Raw genomic sequence first — 18,717 nt, 5'->3', positions numbered from 1 at the left:
TTTTATATCCCCGTAACTTTTTTTAATGTTGAATCGTTTATTAAGTAAGCGCTGAAAAGGAGTGGTTATTTTGTGCACAAAAGTAACTCATGTTTTAAAGAACCATATCGATATGAATCATTCAAATATAAACTTTTTAATTGAACAATATGGAGAGTTAAAAAGATACTGTACTTTTTTAACGAAAAACAAATGGGATGGGGAAGATCTCGCCCAAGAAACAGTGTGTAAAGTGCTTCAAAAATATAGAAATAAAGATATTTGTATGACACTCGTCTATAAAATAGCAAGAAATCGTTGGTTAGATCAGATAAAGTCTAAGTCTGTTCATGAAAAAATAAGAGAACAAATCACTTTTGAAGAACCACATGAGAACATTGCAGATTTGCATGAAATGGTAGGGAAAGTATTGTCTTCATTAAATGTACAGCAATCCGCAATTTTATTATTAAAAGATGTTTTTCAATATAGTATCGCTGATATTGCTAAAGTGTGTTCTGTATCAGAAGGGGCAGTAAAAGCTTCTTTGTTTCGTAGTAGAAATAGGCTGAAAACTGTAAGTGAAGAAGGGATTGAGATAGTTGAATTCACAGATGATATGGAAGTTGTAGTAACGTCTATTCGAGAGGAGAGACCGGAATTATTAACGAAACTGCTTCCGACAATAGATTTTACTAAGTTACCATCTAAACAGCCAGTCTTATTATTTAATGCGAAAAAACCTTCTTCCTACAGTTGTATGCTTTTAGCAGCATAACAATTATTGGAGGGATATAAAATGAATGCAATTCCATATGTAGTGGAACAAACGAAATTAGGAGAACGTTCCTATGATATATATTCAAGGTTATTAAAAGATCGTATTATTATTATCGGTTCAGAAATAAATGATCAAGTAGCGAGTAGTGTCGTAGCTCAATTATTATTTTTAGAAGCAGAAGATGCAGAGAAAGATATATTTTTATACATTAATAGCCCCGGCGGATCAACGACAGCGGGATTTGCTATATTAGATACAATGAATTTAATTAAACCAGATGTGCAAACGCTGTGCATGGGCTTTGCGGCATCATTTGGTGCATTGCTATTATTATCTGGAGCAAAAGGAAAACGGTTTGCGCTCCCTAACAGTGAAATTATGATTCATCAGCCGCTTGGTGGTGCACAAGGGCAAGCAACAGAAATTGAAATAACTGCGAAGAGAATATTAAAGTTAAAGCATGATATTAATAAAATGATTGCAGAAAAAACGGGGCAACCGATTGAAAGAGTAGCACATGATACAGAAAGAGATTATTTTATGACCGCAGAAGAAGCAAAGGCATATGGGATTGTAGATGATGTTGTTACGAAAAAATAAGTTAAAAACAGGCTAGAGGATATGCGAACCCTCTAGCCTATTTTTATTAATCTTTTACCCATTCATCAACTAGCGCTTGATTGTTCTTAATCCATTTTCGCGCAGCTTCTTCAGGATCTTTTGTTTTATTTAACATGACCATTAACGTACCGAGCTGTTCATCGTTCATTTTCCATTTATCAAAGTATTTTATGATATCCGGGTGATCTTTTTCGAAACCTTTACGAACGGAGTAATAAATGTCATCTTTTTCACCATATACTTTCTTAGGGTCTTTTAAATATTTTAAGTCAAATTCTGAAAAACCCCAATGCGGATTCCAAAGCGTAACAGCGATTGGTTTCTTTTTTGTATATGCTTTCTTTAGTTCACTCATCATCGCAGCTTCAGAAGATTGGACAAGTTTTAGTTTTATATCATATTCTTTCATTGCTTTATTCGTTAAATTCATAAGACTACTACCGGGTTCGATACCGACAATTTTATTATCTAGTTCATCTTTATGAGCATTTAAATCTTCGATACTGTTTATGTTTTTCATATAAGAAGGGACGACTAAACCTAGTCCAGTACCTTCGTACCATTTTGATTTTAAGACAATATCATCTTTATAACGATCGTTTAGCGGTTTATCTGTAACTGGTAGCCATACTTCTAAATTCGCATCAACATCGCCACGAGCGACACCAGTCCAAATTGCGGCTTTTTCTAAATACATGAGCTCAACTTTGTAGCCTTTTTCTTCTAATAAAACTTTCCACATGTTTGCAGTTGCAATATTTTCTTTCCAACTTGTTACACCAAGTTTAATTTTTCCTTTCGAATTTGCATTTGTTGCATTACATGAAGTGAAAATCATAGTAATAAATAATGCAAGGCATATAAACCAAATTTTCTTTCGCATCGAAAACCTCCTAAGTAACGTTTGCCTTATAAAATAAATGTATAAGTAAGCATTCTTATTATGAACGGAAACGAGAATTTTAAAGAAATCTTATGAATGTCATTTTTATGTAATATTTCTTTGTAAAATCGCAACACTATGTGAATAGATGGGTAGAAAAGGAGTAGTGACATGGATAATACAAAGGTGCGTGTTGAAAACGTAACAAAAGTATTCGGGAAACATCCGCAAAGAGCCCTTTCCTTATTAAAAGAAGGAAAAAGTAAATCGGAAATTTTAAAAGAGACAGGAATGAACGTTGGGGTGAAAAAAGCAACGTTTGAAGTTTACTCTGGAGAGATTTTCGTTATTATGGGTTTGTCTGGCAGCGGGAAATCTACGCTAGTTCGTATGTTAAATCAATTGATTAAACCAACTGCAGGTCATATATACATAGATGGTGAAGACATCGCAACGATGGGAAAAGAAGAGTTACGGAGAGTAAGAAGAACGAAAATGAGTATGGTATTTCAGAAATTTGCTCTATTTCCGCATCGTACAGTTATACAAAATGTTGCATATGGTTTAGAAATACAAGGAGTTCCGGTTGAAGAGCGAGAGAAAAAAGCGTTAGAATCGCTACAGTTAGTAGGACTCGATCATCATAAAGATAATTATCCAAGTCAACTTAGTGGTGGTATGCAGCAGCGCGTTGGAATCGCAAGGGCACTAACGAATAATCCAGATGTATTACTAATGGACGAGTCATTTAGTGCATTAGATCCACTTATTCGAAAAGAAATGCAAGATGAATTGTTAGAGTTACAAGATAAAATGGAAAAAACGATTATATTTATTACGCATGATTTAGATGAAGCGCTTCGAATTGGAGATCGTATTGCATTAATGAAAGATGGAGAAATCGTCCAAATTGGAACGCCAGAAGAAATTATGATGAGCCCCGCAAATGAATTTGTAGAAAAGTTTGTTGCGGACGTGAATTTAGGAAAAGTAATTACGGCTGAGTCTATTTTAAAACGACCAGAAACTTTATTAATTGATCGTGGACCTCGTGTGGCTCTTCAAATTATGAGGAATGCAGGCGTCTCAACTGTATATGTTGTAAACAAAAAGTATGAGTTTTTAGGTATATTAACTGCGGATGATGCGAGTAAAGCAGTACAAAAACAGTGGCCGATTGCTGATTTATTACTTAATGATATTCCGCATGTGTATTTGGATACTTTACTGGAAGAGACATATGCAAAAATGGCAGAGATGAAATATCCCTTACCAGTAATCGATGAGAAGAAAAGGCTAAGAGGAATTATTAAACGTGAAAGTGTCATTCAAGCTCTTGCAGGAAACATTGAGGAAGAGGTGAAAGACGATGAATAGTATACCACGTATTCCATTAGGGGAATGGGTCGACTCATTTGTTGCAAGTTTATATGAGCACTTTGAAGGCTTATTCCGAGGATTCTCTTATATTATTGGTGGATTCGTTGATTTACTAACTAATTTTTTAACAATAATACCAGCCATATTGATGATTATTATCTTGTGTTTCTTCATTTGGTACACAACGAGGAAATTATCTTTAGTCATTTTTACGCTTATTGGATTATTATTCATTTTGAATATTAACTACTGGGCACAAACGATGCAAACATTAGCACTCGTACTTACGTCTGTTATTATTTCAATTATTGTCGGAATTCCAATTGGTATATTAGCATCTCAAAATGAACGTTTCTCAAAATTTTTAAAACCAACACTAGATTTTATGCAAACAATGCCTGCATTCGTATACCTTATTCCAGCGATCACATTTTTCGGAGTAGGTGTAGTACCTGGAATTATTGCATCAGTAATCTTTGCAATGCCACCGACAATTCGTTTTACGGACTTAGGAATTAGACAAGTTCCAGAAGATTTAATTGAAGCAGCGAATGCATTTGGATCCACTGCATCACAAAAACTATTTAAAGTACAATTACCACTTGCAACCGGAACGATTATGGCTGGTGTGAACCAAAGCATTATGCTTTCGTTATCGATGGTTGTAACAGCATCACTTGTAGGAGCTCCAGGACTTGGAGTTGATGTATATCGCTCTGTAACACAAGTTAATATCGGAATGGGCTTTGAAGCTGGATTAGCTATCGTAGTAATCGCAATTATATTAGACCGTATTACACAAGGGTTCCATACGAAAAGAAAATAATGACCAAAAAACACACTTTTATAATACAAAGTGTGTTTTTTATTGCATCCAGATCACATATGAACGATAACAGAACCTCCAGCTGGCGCACAAACTTGTTTTTTTATTTCATTGATTTAACTCTTCGATGAATAACGATATGTTTGTTTAATAGCGACTTGAAAATCTCTTCTTAAGAAGAGGATTATGTGCTGGAAAAGTATAAGTAATAAAGTACATTTTTTGGAAATTATTAAGTGGAATAGCGAATATATTAGGAGACAGTGAAGTCATGTAAATAGATATTATTTTAGAAGAAATTATGAGAGGAGATGCTATTTTGTCTAAAAAGAAAAAAAGCAATGATGCCTTGGCAATAGGCATCGGTATAGGGGTTGTAATCGGTGTAGTCCAAGGTTATTTTACAAATAATTTAGTAATCGGAATTGTGATTGGGATTGTAATTGGAGTTGTGGTTTTGAAGAAATAATGAGGTTTAAATTCATTTCAAAAATTGCTGTATCAAAAGAGTGAATCTTCGGAATATAAATCCTGTTTTTCCTTTTTTTATGATATTATATATGAAAAGGATGGTGATGAATATGTCAACAAACGATCAAGTAAAACTAAACTGTTTTATTTGTGAAAAGCATAAAGGAAATATTATAGTTCCAGGTGGAGCTATTTACGAAGATGAACTCGTTTACGTTGGACATGTCCACTGGGGTAGTGAAGAAACATACTTGGGTTATGTAATGATAGATATAAAAAGGCATGTACCTGGCCTCGCTGAACTAACAGATGAAGAAGCGAAAGCGTTCGGACTTATAACAAGTAGAGTAAGTAAAGCGCTAAAAGCAAGTGAAGGTGCGGAACATATTTACACTTTTGTTTCAGGAAATGGTGTACCACATATGCATATGCACATCATACCGCGTTATGAAAATACACCAAAAGAGTTTTGGTCACCGACTGAAGTAGCGAAATGGAACGGTGCGCCTTATGGTGACGCAGGAAAAATCAAAAAACTATGCGAAAGATTACGAAAGTATATGGTGAGTGAATATGCATACAACAAATAATAGACAACATTCATGGGTTGGAAGTAGTGAAATGTGTTTAGACGAAGTTTCAGTAAAACAATATGGTGACATCGTGCTCGGTACATATGGTGGGAATATAAGTGCTGGAGCAAAAAAGAACGAAGATGGTGCGTTAGTTTTGTCAAATGGTGATTGGGAATTTGCAGCTATATTAGATGGACATAATAGTGCAGAAAGTGTTGATTTAGTAGTAAATACAATTCAAAAAGAATATGAAAATATAAAAGAAATGATGAATGAATCAATTGATATAGTATTTCGATCTATTGAAAATCATATTCTTACTATCTTTCAATCTTCTTCATTTAAGGAAAAGTGTCAAAGAATTAAAGGTGAAACAGCTTGCTTACTATGTGTAAGAAAAGAAAATTATATATGGTGGCTATCTATTGGAGACTGTTTAGTTTATGTATTTCATGAAGAGTTACATAAGTTAGGACAATATGCATTAAATCAACGTCATTTTTACGAATGGATTGGAAATGTAAACACATTTGATTTACCTGTTCCTTGTTATTCATCAGGTATTCGTGAATTACGTACTGGAAAGAACCGAATTGTAATGGTGACAGATGGAGTATTAGAATGCGGGGAACGCCGATATGAAACACCTGTAAATTTGTATAATGCTATGAACAGAAATGATAAAACACTTAAAGAAAATATTCACAATGTTTTAGAACACGTGCATCATCAGTTGGGACGTGATAGTGCGACAATTATTAGTTGGGACGTAGAAAATAAAAGGAATGCCACGTATCCGAGTGATCAGCCGTAGAAAATGCAAGTAAGAAAATAAAAGGATAGGGTTTTCTGTCAATTATAAAAATAACTCTATTAATTTTATCGGTACTATCTATATTCGTTTTTGAAAAAATAGAAAGAAAAAGGATTAAACATCCCGAAACAAAAGGGATGGGAAATAGATTGTTGTTATACAATACATAAAACATGTCTTGATAAAACTACTACTAAAGAAGATAAAGAAAATGAATACATTATCTACATATTAAAAAATATATAATCCATTTTGTTACGAAAACATAATTAATTTAATAGGAGGGAATGCAATGGGCAACTCTACTATTTGGATTATAGTTATTATTATGATAATTGGAGGATATTTTTTAGAAAAGTTTTTAAGAAAAAAACTAAATATGCCAAAGGGCAATGCTTGGATATATAAGCATGTAAATAGTTTACATGTAAAATTAGAAATAGGTCTTTTTATCGTATATCTTATAGTAAGTTTTATTTATCTGTTCAAAGTAGAAAATGCTAATATAGGAATTGCTGTACTTACTTATTTTGGAGCAATTTCCTTATTACGCGTATGGATGGAATGGAAGTATAGCAGAGAGACAAAGGAATATATTCTTTCTATAATTGGATTCTTTGCATTTGTTTTTATGGTTTCAATGTTACTTTATTTTGATCCTCTTTCTACATACTAATGTCGTTTTGGTTTTTCATGATGAATATTTAAAAAGAGTAGCTACCATTATTTATCTTGATAGTTACTCTTTATATTTACATCTTCTTAAAGCTTCTCAAAACAAGGTATTCCCACAATCTCCAAGGAAGAATCTTCTTCGTAAAGATCATAAATTTTACACCTTTTCCAATAGGATATCGTAAAGTAGTACGCTTTGTTTCAGCAATTTCAACGATTTTATTAGCAACATCTATCGGATTACCAAATGTATCACTACCGCTATTAATATGTTTTTGTATTTTATCCATATATTCTTTGTAAGGAGATGTTGTATCAGATTGGTTTTCAGCTAGTTGTTTACCAACCTCCCATATATTTGTGTTGTAAGAACCAGGTTCAATTAAAGCGACATCTATTCCGAAAGGTTTTAATTCTAAGCGAAGCGATTCACTCCAGCCTTCTAATGCATATTTTGAAGATACATAAGGAGATAAACCAGGGAATCCAACTTGGCCGCTAATGCTGCTTATATTAATGATTTTTCCACTTCTTTGTTTTCTCATATATGGTAAAACAAGCTGGGTAATTGATATAGCTCCAAAAAGGTTCGTTTCAAATTGCTTTCGATATTCGTCTACTTGGATTTGTTCTACAAAGCCCCCATTTGCATATCCTGCATTATTTATAAGGAGATCTATTCTATTAATTTCTTTTAAAAATAATTGGAAATTATGTATAGAATTTTGATCTGTTACATCTAATTGTTGAACTTTTATATTGTGCTGTAAGTTAAGTTGAGTAACTTGGGATAGTAAGGTTCCTTGTTTTTCAAGGTTTCGCATTGTAGCGATAACTAAATAATCTTTTTTTGCGAGTTCGAGTGTAGTTAATAGTCCAAATCCACTTGAGGCTCCAGTAATTATTGCGATTTTTTTATTCATTTTTCGCCAGCTTTCTTTTTCTTTTATCATAACGAGTTATGATAAGAAAATCTATTATTCTTACATTCATTATGAAATCAATTTGTATGTAAAAAAAGGGGATTATAGGGAATCAGCGTATATAGAGTAGTGTATATTAATATGATAATGAAATGAGGGAAGAAAAATGGTCCATGTAAAAGCTGTATTAGCAGATCAGCTATTAGCGAATGCAAATGATCCCAGTTGGTATATGCCATTTTCAGATGCAGTTAAGGATTTATCTGAGAGGGAAGCTTTCTGGAAACCGAATGAAGAGAGTAATAGTATAGCTGAAATCGTACAACATTTACTGTATTGGAACTCTACGTGGCAAACTAGGTATAAAGAATCAAATGTGAATGCAGTACCCGCTATAGGAGATAATAACAAAAGTTTTATGCTCTCAGATAATCAAACTTTCGATGAATTACGGGAAAAACTACTAGAAAAACTGTTACAATGGCAAAATCTCATAAATGAAGAAAAGGTTGAAAGTGATGTAGTGGGATTTCCTGTTTCTGCAAAGTGGTGGGAAGTGCTAGCGAATGTAACAACTCATAATGCATATCATATTGGTCAAATTATTTACATCCGAAAATTACAGAAAAACTTTGATAATGAATAAAGTAACAATTCTCTTATTAAGGGAACAAAAGTGGACAAAACGAGACAAACGTCTCATTTTGTCCACTTTTTTATTGTTAAAAGATAGAGAAAACCTATTAAAACAAGGATTCGAAATTGGCACAATACTTGCAATATAAAGGACGAACAAGAAAATAGGAGGGCTGGACATGTTAAAAACAACTGAAAGTAAAGGGAATGAAATTACGAAAGAACAAGCTCGTTGGATGTACGAAAAAATGTTAGAAATTCGTAAGTTTGAAGATAAGGTGCATGAATTGTTCGCGCAAGGCGTTTTGCCAGGTTTCGTTCATTTATACGCAGGTGAAGAAGCGGTAGCGGTTGGTGTATGTGCCCACTTAACGGATAGTGACAGTATTACAAGTACACATAGAGGTCATGGACATTGTATCGCAAAAGGTTGTGATTTAAATGGTATGATGGCTGAACTTTTCGGGAAAGCGACAGGATTATGTAAAGGTAAAGGCGGTTCCATGCATATTGCCGATTTAGATAAAGGAATGCTTGGTGCGAATGGCATTGTAGGCGGGGGTTTCCCACTTGCTTGCGGTTCAGCATTAACAGCTAAATATAAAGGAACAAAAGATGTAAGTGTTTGCTTCTTCGGTGACGGAGCAAATAATGAAGGAACATTCCATGAAGGGGTTAATTTAGCGGCGATCTGGAAGTTACCAGTTATTTTTATTGCAGAAAATAACGGTTACGGTGAAGCAACTACATTTGAATATGCTTCAAGTTGTGATTTTATCGCTGATCGCGCAAAAGCTTATAATATTCCAGGTGTTCAAGTAGATGGAAAAGATCTTCTAGCTGTATATAAAGCTGCTGCAGAAGCAGTTGAACGTGCGCGTAATGGTGATGGTCCAACAATTATTGAATGTATGACATATCGTAATTATGGTCATTTCGAAGGTGAAGCGCAAACATATAAAACATCAGAAGAAAAAGAAGAACATTTAAACGAAAAAGATGCAATTGTGAATTTCCGTAAGCATTTAATTCATGAAGGTTTATTAACAGAATCTGAACTTGTTGATATGGAAAAAGCAGTAGATGATGCAGTACAAAGATCCATTGAATTTAGTGAAAATAGTCCATACCCAGACGATGAAGAATTATTAAAAGATGTATACGTTTCTTACAAATAAGAGGAGGGTGAAAAATTATGACTAGAACAGTAAGTATGTCAACTGCAATTAATGAAGCGATGAAAATCTCAATGCGTCGTGATGAAAATGTAATTTTAATAGGTGAAGATGTTGCAGGCGGTGCACAAGTTGATCACCTGCAAGATGATGAAGCTTGGGGTGGTGTTCTTGGTGTTACGAAAGGACTTGTACAAGAGTTTGGCCGAAATCGTATATTGGATACACCAATTTCTGAAGCGGGTTATATGGGAGCTGCGATGGCAGCTGCTGCAACTGGGTTACGTCCAATAGCTGAGTTAATGTTTAATGATTTTATCGGTAGTTGTCTTGACCAAGTATTAAACCAAGGTGCGAAATTCCGTTATATGTTTGGAGGTAAAGCAAAAGTACCCGTTACAGTACGTACGATGCATGGCGCTGGTTTTAGTGCAGCAGCTCAACATTCACAAAGTTTGTACGCATTATTTACGAGCATACCAGGTATTAAAGTTGTTGTTCCTTCCACACCGTATGATGCAAAAGGCTTATTATTAGCGGCAATTGAAGATGATGATCCAGTAATCTTCTTTGAGGATAAAACACTTTACAATATGAAAGGTGAAGTGCCAGAAGGATACTATACAATTCCATTAGGAAAAGCAGATATTAAACGGGAAGGTTCTGATGTAACAATTGTCGCAATCGGAAAGCAAGTTCATACAGCGCTTGCAGCTGCAAAGCAATTATCGAAAAAGGGGCTTGAAGTAGAAGTAATTGATCCACGATCTTTATCACCACTTGATGAAGATACTATTTTATCATCTGTTGAAAAAACAAATCGTCTTATCGTCATTGACGAAGCGAATCCTAGATGTAGTATTGCAACAGATATTGCGGCAATTGTAGCGGATAAAGGTTTTGATTTGTTAGATGCACCTATTAAACGAATTACAGCACCACATACACCCGTTCCGTTCTCACCACCACTTGAAAAGTTGTATTTGCCAACACCAGAAAAAGTAATTGAAACCGTATCAGAAATGATCGGAGACCAATCTTTATTACATGTGTAATAAAACGATGAGAAGGGAGAGAGAGACATGGCTGTAGAAGTTGTAATGCCGAAGTTAGGTATGGCGATGAAAGAAGGTATTATTACGAGCTGGAATATTAAAGCAGGCGATAATGTAGCAAAAGGAGAACTAATTGCTAGTATTAATTCAGAAAAAATTGAAACGGAAATTGAAGCGCCAGCTGATGGTACAGTACTTGATATAGCTGTAAGTGAAGATGAAGGAGTGCCGCCTGGTACTGTAATTTGCTACATCGGTAAACCGAATGAAAAGGTAGAAATGCAGGAAAGCACACATGTTGTAGAAGAAAAAACATCTAATATAGAAGTACAAAATGTACAAAATCAAGAAGCAAATGGGAAAGAAGTATCGAAGCAAAGAATTAAAATTTCACCTGTAGCCAAGAAAATTGCAAAGTCTGAAAATCTGGATATCAAGGCATTAGTTGGTACAGGTCCTGGCGGAAGGATTACAAAGGCAGATGTATTAAAAGCACTTGAGGTAAGAGTAAACGTTCTGGAAATATCTGAACAAGAAGAAAGTAACGTGATTCCTGTTACTGGTATGCGTAAAGCGATCGCAAATCGTATGCACGCAAGCTTACAAAATAGCGCACAATTAACGTTAACGATGAAAGTAGATGTAACAGATTTAGTTGCTTTACATAAAGAAATAGCGAAAGTTGTACAAAAAAGAGATGATAATAAATTAACCATTACGGATTTTGTCTCGCGTGCTGCTGTATTAGCACTTAGAGAGCATAAAGAAATGAACAGCGCTTATATAGATGATGCAATTCATCAATTTGAACATGTGCATTTAGGCATGGCAGTCGCATTAGAAAAAGGGTTAATCGTTCCAGCTATTCGCTTTGCAAATAATTTATCTTTAGTAGAATTGTCTAAAGAGATTAAGAATGTGGCACAAAAGGCGCGAGCAGGTAGCTTAAGTAGTGATGATATGCACGGAACGACATTTACAATTAGTAATTTAGGTAGCTTTGGTATTGAATATTTCACACCGGTATTAAATACACCTGAGACTGGCATTTTAGGTATTGGCGCAATTGAACATGTTCCTGTATATAAAGGGAAAAAATTAAAAAAAGGTAGTATGTTACCTTTAAGTTTAACATTCGATCATCGTGTACTAGACGGTGCACCAGCAGCTGCATTTTTACGCACAATTAAACATTATTTAGAAGAACCTATAACAATTCTTTTATAAAGAGAAGGTGAGAGAATGAGTAAACTAGTTGTAATTGGAGGCGGACCAGCTGGATATGTAGCCGCAATTACCGCGGCTCAAAATGGCAAAGGTGTCACTCTTATTGATGAAGCTGAACTTGGCGGAACGTGTTTAAATGTTGGTTGTATGCCTACGAAATCACTGTTAGAAAGTGCTGAAATACATGACATTGTGAGAAAAGCGAATGATTATGGAGTTACGCTTAATACAGGAAGTATATCAATTGATTGGGATCAAATACAGGCGAGAAAATCACAAATCGTAATGCAACTCGTCCAAGGAATACAATATTTAATGAAGAAAAATAAAATTAAAGTTGTAAAAGGAAAAGCGAAATTCGAAACGGATCATCGTGTGCGAGTTGTACAAGGAAATAAAGAAGAAGTAGTTGATGGAGAGAGCTTTATTATCGCATCTGGTTCCGAACCTACAGAATTACCATTCGCTCCGTTTGATGGAAAATGGATTTTAAATAGTAGCCATGCCATGTCTCTTGAGAGTGTACCATCTTCATTGTTAATCGTTGGCGGTGGTGTAATAGGATGTGAGTTTGCAAGTATTTATAGTAGACTTGGCACAAAAGTATCGATAGTTGAAATGGCACCGCAATTACTACCTGGTGAAGATGAAGATATCGCGAATATTTTAAGAGAGAAATTAGAAAAAGATGGTGTGAAAATTTTTACGGGAGCAGTTTTAAAAGGATTAAATAACTATAAGAAGCAAGCCTCATTTGAGTACGAGGGAATTACTCACGAAGTAACTCCAGAATTTGTTCTTGTTTCTGTAGGAAGAAAACCACGAGTGCAACAATTAGGATTAGAAAAGGCAGGGGTTCAGTTTTCAAATAAAGGGATTTCTGTGAATGAACATATGCAAACGAACGTATCGCATATTTACGCAGCTGGTGATGTAATCGGTGGGATTCAGCTTGCTCACGTTGCCTTCCATGAAGGAACGACAGCAGCATTACACGCAAGTGGAGAAGACGTGAAAGTAAATTATCACGCTGTGCCTCGATGTATATACACAGCTCCAGAAATAGCTAGTGTCGGGTTAAGTGAAAAAGGTGCAAGAGAACAATATGGTGATATTCTCATCGGAGAATTTCCTTTTACAGCGAACGGAAAAGCTCTTATTTTAGGAGAACAAGTAGGGAAAGTAAAAGTCATTGTGGAACCTAAATACCAAGAAATTGTAGGGATTTCTATTATCGGTCCTTATGCAACTGAACTTATTGGTCAAGGAACCGTAATGATTCATACAGAAGTTACCGCTGATATAATGAGAGATTATATTGCAGCACATCCAACTTTATCTGAGGCGATTCATGAAGCGTTAATGCAAGCGGTAGGACATGCTGTACATGCTTAAATGGAAATATGATAAACCACTATTCTCTAAACGAAAGAGAGAATAGTGGTTTGAATTTTTATAGAAGAAATTAAATATCTTATTACTATTTAATTTCAATCGCTGAAGTAATATCGTTCCAATCAGCAGCTAAATTAGCAGTTTTACCGTACCAATCAGCATGTTTAAATAAAACGCCTTTTCCATATCCTTGTGTTGAAGTGTGCTCCCAAAGTGTCGTTGAATAACTTGCAGAAGGTGACGCTGTACTTACAGAAGAAATTCTGTCATTCCAGCTAGATGGTAAGTTTTTAAAGCCGCTACTCCAGTAAATATATTGGCCACCTTTATCTTTATGTTCATAAAAATCAGTACTACCAGCACCGCTACCTAAAGGATTAATTTTATTTTTAATTGCTTTTTTATCCTTTTCAATATACGCATCTAATGTTTCACGGCTAGTAAAACCATAAGCTAGCCAATCTCCATTTTCATTTTGCTCTGGTAATACCATAGTAATTTGGATATCTTTCTTATCCTGATCACTTAATTTTGCAAATGAATTAACATTTTGTTCATCCACTTTTAAATAATCAAATGACTTAATTGTGTTACTTTTTTCTTCAGCACTTACCGCACCTAGTCCTCCAGTTAGTGCAAAACCCGCTACTAATGTCCCTGCTACTAATTTCTTCAACATATAACCATCCCTTTTTGTTTGAATTTTTGTACAGGTGAATCTTGTACAGCTAAAATGTATTCTAATTTTATACTTTTGTAAATATTCTGAAGTTTTAGAAATAATAGGCGGAATATTTACATTTTTACATTATTTCTTTAGAAAAAATGGTTATTGGAATGATATAATAAGTGGATGTATTGCTTTTACTGGATGTAAAGATATTTTAGGAGAGGTGTCATTGAAATATTTTACAAGAGAATGGTATAAAAAAATGCAAGTTTTAGAATTTGTAAGTTTTATAGAGTCTATAAAAGAATGGTCGGAAATGGATATACAAAGTTTAAAGGAAGAAATAGAGGAAAGGAAAATAGATTTATTAAAATTCCTTCCTGAATCGATATACTCAATTATACAAAACATCACAATTAATTCAGAATATCCATTAGGTGAACTGAAAAAACGTATGCAAGAGTGGACAACAGATTATGAGAAAAGAATGGCACAATTAGATCAATCATACGTAGAATATTTTAATTCCATTGAGAAAAAACTTCCGTCAAATGTCGCTCAGTTACACAAGACATCACTACACGATAGTGTAATTAAAGTAATAAAGAGAGAATCAGAAGATACTTTGTCTATCGTATTAGATTGCAGTGGTACTTTTAGTGAATTTGATAAACTTGAAGTAACCTTTATAGGAGTAACAAATTGTTCTATGCCGGAAAACTTTGAAAATGCTTGGTGGTTATATCATGAAATAGCTATTACTGAAGATGGTTTTGAACTAGGTGTTTTATTTGACTGTCCATTTAGAGAAGTGACGATTTGTGCGACAGATGTATTACTTGTGAATAAATAATTTTTTATGGAGCATTACAAACGTTTGACATAATAAAAAAATAAAGTTATTGTAGATACATGAAGTCTACAATAGGGGCTGTACTATGAAATATTCTAAAGCTACAAATTATGCTCTTCATACAATACTTTTTCTGGCAAAGGCTACACCAAATAAGTTAGTTAGTGTTCACCAATTAGCAGAAATGCAAAATGTTTCACCAACGTACTTGTCTAAAATACTAACTAAGTTGACGAAGGAAGGGATGATACATTCATCATCTGGTCCAAAGGGCGGTTACTCGCTTAGTAAGAATTGGGAAGATATTTCATTTTTAGATATTATACATGCAATTGAAGGTAAAACATCATTGTTTGAATGTTGTTTACATGACAAACCTGGATGTTTAATTAATGAAGTAATGCTTGCAGCAGAAGAGAAAATGGAAGAAGAGTTACGAAATCAAAAAATCGTAGATCTTGCGAAAAAAATAAAAGTGGATTTTTAATCTGCTTTTATTTTTAAATTAATTAAGGATAAAAAGACTCTTTGATATCTTTAATTTTAGTTAGAAAATGATATGAAGAAGGAGAGAAGATGATGACTAAATTTTGGAATGATCGATATAAATCAGATGAATATTTTTACGGTAAAGAACCTAATACATTTATTAAAGAACAAGCATTTCGTTTAGCAAATCACAATAAAGTAATAGCTTTCGCGGAGGGAGAAGGTAGAAATGCTGTATTTCTAGCAAGACAAGGGAACGAAGTAACAGCTATTGATTATTCGGAAGATGGATTAGAGAAGACAAAAAAATTGGCAGAGAAGCATAACGTAAACGTGCATACAAAAAAAGTAGATTTATTGGCTGATAGTTTGGCAGAAAATGAATATGATGCAGCAATTATGGTATTTGGACATTTTCATGATGATTATAAAAAAATGATATTAGGTAAAATGATACAAACGATAAAGCCTGGTGGTTTAATTATGTTTGAAGTTTACTCAAAAAAACAAATAAACTATGGTACTGGTGGACCAAAAGATGTTGATATGCTGTATGATCCAATTGATATCCTTACTTGGTGTGAAGAACATAAGGTAATTCATTTCTTTAATGGCGAACAAGAGCGAATTGAAGGGAAAGGGCACACTGGTTTAGCTGATGTTATTCAAGTTGTTATTAGAAAATGAATATAAGTGTTAATGAAAGTTAAATGTATGAATGTAAAAGACCAGTCATGTAAGACTGGTCTTTCTATTTAGATACTAAATTATCAAGCTTCCAATATGTATCTGTTAACGGCGCTGCTTTGCTATCTATGTATAAATACATATTATTTAAATCTTTTGGTGAAGTTTTCAGTTCAAATACAACGTCAGTAGTTAAAGAGAACTCGTGTGGAACATTTTTATAGTGCTCGTCATCTATCGGATGAGCTTCACCTTCATATTTCTCACCAGTTTTTTCATCTTGTATGAAATATTTTATTTCCGAAAGATCAATAGTTTGTCCATCGTCTCGAACATTATTAATCATAACACGAGTAGTAAGGCGCCGCTCTTTGTCTATTTTTTCAAACTTTGCATTCTCAACTGTCGCTCTATAGTATTCGTTTTTAACTATTTCTCCATAGTGCATTGCATTCTTTTCGAGAGCGCTCTTTTCTTGTTTTGATGTAGTATTGCTATTACATCCTGTTAATATTCCAGTAAATAATAATGCTGTACATGTCGTTTTGATTAATGATTTCATAGTAATCCCTTTCTGTATTAAAAAGTAAAACATAGGAATAATTTTACATCAATAGGAAGGTAAATGGAAGTGTTTTTGCGTAATATACAGATATACATTTATTCGGTTGTCAAGTTAACAGGATAGAAAGAGGGAGAAGACTGTATAAAACGGAATAAATAAGAATTGAAAATATTGTAAAACGGAAGAGGCATGCATATAATTAAAATAAAGTTTAAGTTTCTGAACCTTCAATAACGGTGGTGATAACATGTTTACTGAAGAACGTCGAGAGAAAATTTTAGAACGACTTAATACAGATGGAAGAGTAATAGCAAAGGATCTTGCGGAAAGATTTGATATGTCTATTGATTCTATAAGAAGAGATTTGTCTATTATGGAAAAGGATGGTTTATTAAAAAGAACGTACGGAGGTGCAATTGAACTTACGCGAGTGAGAAACTTAGCTGCGGAACCAACTAAACGTTATAGTGATAGCTCAATATATGAGGACACAATTGCAAGAGTTGCGGTATCTTATATACAAGAAGGTGATTCAATTTTTATTGGCGGGGCTCCCGTTCATAATGCGATGCTGAAATATTTACCGGAAGTATCATTTACGGTTATTACGAATTCTATAGAAATAGCTGGTTATCTACGAGAATATAAGAATATTGATACGTATTTAATTGGCGGAAAAGTAAAACCTTCAGGGAATATTACTGATACACTTGCCTCTGAATTGATAAGTAGATTTTCTATTGACCTTTATTTCTCCACAGGTGGAGGCATTTCATTACAAGGTATTAGTACTGCAACACCTGAAGTTGCTTATTTTAGTAAAAGAGTAAGTGAAATTGCTAGAAGAAATATTTGTTTAGTTCCGCATAATAAACTTGGAATAGATTGTTTTATAAGAGGAGAGTCTCTAAAAGAAATTGACATTATTATAACTGACGAAGAGGCTAGTAAAGAAACTGTTCAGGACTTTGAGAAACAAGGTAAACAAGTTGTAATAGCACCATTATATTCATTTGAAAGGAGTTTGACATGATTGTAAAAGAGCAAGAGTTTTATATAAATGGATTAACTTATACAATTCGTTCTGCAGCTGAGAAAGATGCTGAGCAGTTATCGAAAATTAGAGTTCAGATTGATGGAGAAACTGAAAATATGGATAGAGATGCTGGAGAGGGATTTATAGATGACCTAGGGTTTCAAAAAATAATAAAAACAGATAGTGAAGAGACTAAGAATCTCTTTTTAGTTGCAGAAGTGCACAATCGAATCGTTGGATTTTCAAGATGTGAAGGATCAAATTTTAAGAGATTATCTCATAAAGTGGAGTTTGGCGTTTGCATTTTAAAAGAGTTTTGGGGATATAGAATGGGGAAGAGCCTATTACAACAATCTATTAAATGGGCTGACGAAAATGCAGTAAATAAAATATCTTTACAAGTATTAGAGACAAACGAGAAAGCTATTCATCTGTATAAAAAATTAGGTTTTGAAGTAGAAGGCATTTTGAAAAATGACAAAAGACTATCGGATGGAAAGTATTATAATACGGTATTGATGGGAAGATTTACTAATACTTTTCATGAAAGAGGTGAAGAAGTATGTTTTACAGAAGGAAGTACTATGTAGTGAAAAATGAATTCATAGAAGTATTTAATGATCATTTCAATAATACGAACTTACCTAATCAATTAAAGCATGGTTCTAGGCTAATAGGACGCTGGATGAAAGATAATAAGAATGGTACGTCTGAAGTATTTGCCATATGGGAATATGATAGTTATGAACAGTATAATGAAATAGAATCGAAAATTAGAAGTGACGAGAGGCATATTAAAGGAATACATGAATGGTATGAAAACCATGGCGGGAAAGAATATGTTTTACAGGAGTACATAGTAGAGATGAAAAATGAAGAGTTAGTATGTACTGTAAAGTAACAGAGGGGTGAGGGATAATAGAAATTAAAACAAAATTATATTTTAGTTTAGCATCCGCTATTTTATTTGCAATAGCCGTGATTGTTTTCTTTATAAATGG

The 18,717-nt window shown here is 33.9% G+C and carries 23 protein-coding genes; 19 read left to right on the top strand and 4 right to left on the bottom strand.

Going from position 1 to position 18,717, the window contains the following annotated elements:
* Positions 1-70 precede the first annotated feature (70 nt).
* Together M1D73_RS13960 and clpP are read left to right on the top strand one after the other, a co-directional pair.
* Positions 71-757, top strand: coding sequence for an RNA polymerase subunit sigma-70 (locus M1D73_RS13960; RefSeq protein ID WP_000337507.1), 687 nt, complete (start codon positions 71-73; stop codon positions 755-757).
* 21 nt (positions 758-778) lie between these two features.
* The gene (gene clpP / locus M1D73_RS13955; RefSeq protein WP_000991610.1) at positions 779-1,360 is read left to right on the top strand and encodes an ATP-dependent Clp endopeptidase proteolytic subunit ClpP; all 582 of its coding nucleotides are present in this window, start codon (positions 779-781) and stop codon (positions 1,358-1,360) included.
* Positions 1,361-1,406: 46 nt separating this feature from the next.
* On the opposite strand, the gene M1D73_RS13950 is transcribed toward clpP, so the two are convergent.
* A complete protein-coding gene (locus M1D73_RS13950; RefSeq protein ID WP_098212921.1) occupies positions 1,407-2,264 on the bottom strand; it encodes a glycine betaine ABC transporter substrate-binding protein in 858 nt (285 codons plus the stop codon).
* A gap of 171 nt (positions 2,265-2,435) precedes the next feature.
* Between M1D73_RS13950 and M1D73_RS13945 the strand changes: the two genes are divergently transcribed.
* From M1D73_RS13945 to M1D73_RS13920, 6 genes are all read left to right on the top strand, one after another.
* Entirely contained in the window at positions 2,436-3,641 is a 1,206-nt protein-coding gene (locus M1D73_RS13945; RefSeq protein ID WP_000370606.1) for a quaternary amine ABC transporter ATP-binding protein, read from the top strand.
* Positions 3,634-4,470: an ABC transporter permease gene (locus M1D73_RS13940; RefSeq protein ID WP_001084759.1), complete on the top strand. Its 837-nt coding sequence runs from the start codon at positions 3,634-3,636 to the stop codon at positions 4,468-4,470. Before M1D73_RS13945 ends, M1D73_RS13940 begins: the two co-directional genes overlap by 8 nt.
* A 301-nt stretch (positions 4,471-4,771) precedes the next feature.
* Entirely contained in the window at positions 4,772-4,939 is a 168-nt protein-coding gene (locus M1D73_RS13935) for a glycine zipper domain-containing protein (RefSeq protein ID WP_002197850.1), read from the top strand.
* 100 nt (positions 4,940-5,039) lie between these two features.
* Complete coding sequence (locus M1D73_RS13930; RefSeq protein WP_002197849.1) at positions 5,040-5,531, top strand: HIT family protein; 492 nt, start codon at positions 5,040-5,042, stop codon at positions 5,529-5,531.
* On the top strand, positions 5,515-6,330 hold the full coding sequence (locus M1D73_RS13925; RefSeq protein WP_121868272.1) for a PP2C family serine/threonine-protein phosphatase: 816 nt from the start codon (positions 5,515-5,517) through the stop codon (positions 6,328-6,330). Before M1D73_RS13930 ends, M1D73_RS13925 begins: the two co-directional genes overlap by 17 nt.
* A 292-nt stretch (positions 6,331-6,622) precedes the next feature.
* A complete protein-coding gene (locus M1D73_RS13920) occupies positions 6,623-7,006 on the top strand; it encodes a DUF4181 domain-containing protein (protein ID WP_000528448.1) in 384 nt (127 codons plus the stop codon).
* Between the two features lie 76 nt (positions 7,007-7,082).
* Here the strand turns inward: M1D73_RS13920 and M1D73_RS13915 are convergent, their stop codons facing one another.
* Complete coding sequence (locus M1D73_RS13915) at positions 7,083-7,928, bottom strand: SDR family oxidoreductase (protein WP_481158037.1); 846 nt, start codon at positions 7,926-7,928, stop codon at positions 7,083-7,085.
* Between the two features lie 166 nt (positions 7,929-8,094).
* Here M1D73_RS13915 and M1D73_RS13910 point away from each other — a divergent pair, with 166 nt between their 5' ends.
* The 5 genes from M1D73_RS13910 (at position 8,095) to lpdA (ending at position 13,416) form a co-directional block, all read left to right on the top strand.
* Complete coding sequence (locus M1D73_RS13910; RefSeq protein WP_060852067.1) at positions 8,095-8,574, top strand: DinB family protein; 480 nt, start codon at positions 8,095-8,097, stop codon at positions 8,572-8,574.
* A gap of 169 nt (positions 8,575-8,743) precedes the next feature.
* Positions 8,744-9,742 (top strand): acetoin:2,6-dichlorophenolindophenol oxidoreductase subunit alpha, encoded by a 999-nt coding sequence (acoA, locus tag M1D73_RS13905; RefSeq protein ID WP_060852068.1) that lies wholly within the window; start codon positions 8,744-8,746, stop codon positions 9,740-9,742.
* Positions 9,743-9,759: 17 nt separating this feature from the next.
* On the top strand, positions 9,760-10,794 hold the full coding sequence (gene acoB / locus M1D73_RS13900) for an acetoin:2,6-dichlorophenolindophenol oxidoreductase subunit beta (RefSeq protein ID WP_000198898.1): 1,035 nt from the start codon (positions 9,760-9,762) through the stop codon (positions 10,792-10,794).
* Between the two features lie 27 nt (positions 10,795-10,821).
* Positions 10,822-12,021, top strand: coding sequence for a dihydrolipoamide acetyltransferase family protein (locus M1D73_RS13895; RefSeq protein ID WP_060852070.1), 1,200 nt, complete (start codon positions 10,822-10,824; stop codon positions 12,019-12,021).
* Positions 12,022-12,036: 15 nt separating this feature from the next.
* Positions 12,037-13,416, top strand: a complete 1,380-nt coding sequence (lpdA, locus tag M1D73_RS13890) for a dihydrolipoyl dehydrogenase (RefSeq protein ID WP_000041216.1) — start codon at positions 12,037-12,039, stop codon at positions 13,414-13,416.
* Between the two features lie 85 nt (positions 13,417-13,501).
* Here the strand turns inward: lpdA and M1D73_RS13885 are convergent, their stop codons facing one another.
* On the bottom strand, positions 13,502-14,095 hold the full coding sequence (locus M1D73_RS13885) for a hypothetical protein (RefSeq protein WP_000914434.1): 594 nt from the start codon (positions 14,093-14,095) through the stop codon (positions 13,502-13,504).
* 220 nt (positions 14,096-14,315) lie between these two features.
* On the opposite strand from M1D73_RS13885, the gene M1D73_RS13880 reads away from it, so the two are divergent.
* From M1D73_RS13880 to M1D73_RS13870, 3 genes are all read left to right on the top strand, one after another.
* Positions 14,316-14,939, top strand: a complete 624-nt coding sequence (locus M1D73_RS13880) for a DUF4085 domain-containing protein (RefSeq protein ID WP_000873447.1) — start codon at positions 14,316-14,318, stop codon at positions 14,937-14,939.
* Positions 14,940-15,024: 85 nt separating this feature from the next.
* Positions 15,025-15,426: an Rrf2 family transcriptional regulator gene (locus tag M1D73_RS13875; protein ID WP_000877642.1), complete on the top strand. Its 402-nt coding sequence runs from the start codon at positions 15,025-15,027 to the stop codon at positions 15,424-15,426.
* Between the two features lie 89 nt (positions 15,427-15,515).
* Positions 15,516-16,115, top strand: a complete 600-nt coding sequence (locus M1D73_RS13870) for a class I SAM-dependent methyltransferase (protein WP_002204770.1) — start codon at positions 15,516-15,518, stop codon at positions 16,113-16,115.
* Positions 16,116-16,179: 64 nt separating this feature from the next.
* On the opposite strand, the gene M1D73_RS13865 is transcribed toward M1D73_RS13870, so the two are convergent.
* Positions 16,180-16,677, bottom strand: coding sequence for a hypothetical protein (locus tag M1D73_RS13865; protein ID WP_000838466.1), 498 nt, complete (start codon positions 16,675-16,677; stop codon positions 16,180-16,182).
* Between the two features lie 250 nt (positions 16,678-16,927).
* Here M1D73_RS13865 and M1D73_RS13860 point away from each other — a divergent pair, with 250 nt between their 5' ends.
* From M1D73_RS13860 to M1D73_RS13850, 3 genes are read left to right on the top strand one after another with little or no spacing between them, the layout of a single operon-like run.
* A complete protein-coding gene (locus tag M1D73_RS13860; RefSeq protein WP_121868270.1) occupies positions 16,928-17,713 on the top strand; it encodes a DeoR/GlpR family DNA-binding transcription regulator in 786 nt (261 codons plus the stop codon).
* Positions 17,710-18,306 carry a GNAT family N-acetyltransferase gene (locus M1D73_RS13855; protein WP_000635680.1) on the top strand — a complete coding sequence of 199 codons (597 nt, stop codon included), beginning with the start codon at positions 17,710-17,712 and terminating at the stop codon, positions 18,304-18,306. The genes M1D73_RS13860 and M1D73_RS13855 overlap by 4 nt, the downstream gene beginning before the upstream one ends.
* Positions 18,279-18,617, top strand: a complete 339-nt coding sequence (locus tag M1D73_RS13850) for an NIPSNAP family protein (protein WP_000499992.1) — start codon at positions 18,279-18,281, stop codon at positions 18,615-18,617. The genes M1D73_RS13855 and M1D73_RS13850 overlap by 28 nt, the downstream gene beginning before the upstream one ends.
* The last annotated feature ends 100 nt before the right edge of the window (positions 18,618-18,717 follow it).

It is taken from the genome of Bacillus sp. PK3-067, from assembly GCF_056738645.1.
The sequence above is the reverse complement of the archived record's forward strand: the minus strand, read 5'-3'. Positions and strand labels throughout refer to the sequence as shown.

What these genes read in the sequence shown, in the direction of transcription:
- clpP (WP_000991610.1), top strand. Translation starts at nt 779, where the DNA reads ATGAATGCAATTCCATATGTAGTGGAACAAACGAAATTAGGAGAACGT.
- M1D73_RS13950 (WP_098212921.1), bottom strand. Translation starts at nt 2,264, where the DNA reads ATGCGAAAGAAAATTTGGTTTATATGCCTTGCATTATTTATTACTATG.
- M1D73_RS13945 (WP_000370606.1), top strand. Translation starts at nt 2,436, where the DNA reads ATGGATAATACAAAGGTGCGTGTTGAAAACGTAACAAAAGTATTCGGG.
- M1D73_RS13940 (WP_001084759.1), top strand. Translation starts at nt 3,634, where the DNA reads ATGAATAGTATACCACGTATTCCATTAGGGGAATGGGTCGACTCATTT.
- M1D73_RS13935 (WP_002197850.1), top strand. Translation starts at nt 4,772, where the DNA reads ATGAGAGGAGATGCTATTTTGTCTAAAAAGAAAAAAAGCAATGATGCC.
- M1D73_RS13930 (WP_002197849.1), top strand. Translation starts at nt 5,040, where the DNA reads ATGGTGATGAATATGTCAACAAACGATCAAGTAAAACTAAACTGTTTT.
- M1D73_RS13925 (WP_121868272.1), top strand. Translation starts at nt 5,515, where the DNA reads ATGCATACAACAAATAATAGACAACATTCATGGGTTGGAAGTAGTGAA.
- M1D73_RS13920 (WP_000528448.1), top strand. Translation starts at nt 6,623, where the DNA reads ATGGGCAACTCTACTATTTGGATTATAGTTATTATTATGATAATTGGA.
- M1D73_RS13915 (WP_481158037.1), bottom strand. Translation starts at nt 7,928, where the DNA reads ATGAATAAAAAAATCGCAATAATTACTGGAGCCTCAAGTGGATTTGGA.
- M1D73_RS13910 (WP_060852067.1), top strand. Translation starts at nt 8,095, where the DNA reads ATGGTCCATGTAAAAGCTGTATTAGCAGATCAGCTATTAGCGAATGCA.
- acoA (WP_060852068.1), top strand. Translation starts at nt 8,744, where the DNA reads ATGTTAAAAACAACTGAAAGTAAAGGGAATGAAATTACGAAAGAACAA.
- acoB (WP_000198898.1), top strand. Translation starts at nt 9,760, where the DNA reads ATGACTAGAACAGTAAGTATGTCAACTGCAATTAATGAAGCGATGAAA.
- M1D73_RS13895 (WP_060852070.1), top strand. Translation starts at nt 10,822, where the DNA reads ATGGCTGTAGAAGTTGTAATGCCGAAGTTAGGTATGGCGATGAAAGAA.
- lpdA (WP_000041216.1), top strand. Translation starts at nt 12,037, where the DNA reads ATGAGTAAACTAGTTGTAATTGGAGGCGGACCAGCTGGATATGTAGCC.
- M1D73_RS13885 (WP_000914434.1), bottom strand. Translation starts at nt 14,095, where the DNA reads ATGTTGAAGAAATTAGTAGCAGGGACATTAGTAGCGGGTTTTGCACTA.
- M1D73_RS13875 (WP_000877642.1), top strand. Translation starts at nt 15,025, where the DNA reads ATGAAATATTCTAAAGCTACAAATTATGCTCTTCATACAATACTTTTT.
- M1D73_RS13870 (WP_002204770.1), top strand. Translation starts at nt 15,516, where the DNA reads ATGATGACTAAATTTTGGAATGATCGATATAAATCAGATGAATATTTT.
- M1D73_RS13865 (WP_000838466.1), bottom strand. Translation starts at nt 16,677, where the DNA reads ATGAAATCATTAATCAAAACGACATGTACAGCATTATTATTTACTGGA.
- M1D73_RS13860 (WP_121868270.1), top strand. Translation starts at nt 16,928, where the DNA reads ATGTTTACTGAAGAACGTCGAGAGAAAATTTTAGAACGACTTAATACA.
- M1D73_RS13855 (WP_000635680.1), top strand. Translation starts at nt 17,710, where the DNA reads ATGATTGTAAAAGAGCAAGAGTTTTATATAAATGGATTAACTTATACA.
- M1D73_RS13850 (WP_000499992.1), top strand. Translation starts at nt 18,279, where the DNA reads ATGTTTTACAGAAGGAAGTACTATGTAGTGAAAAATGAATTCATAGAA.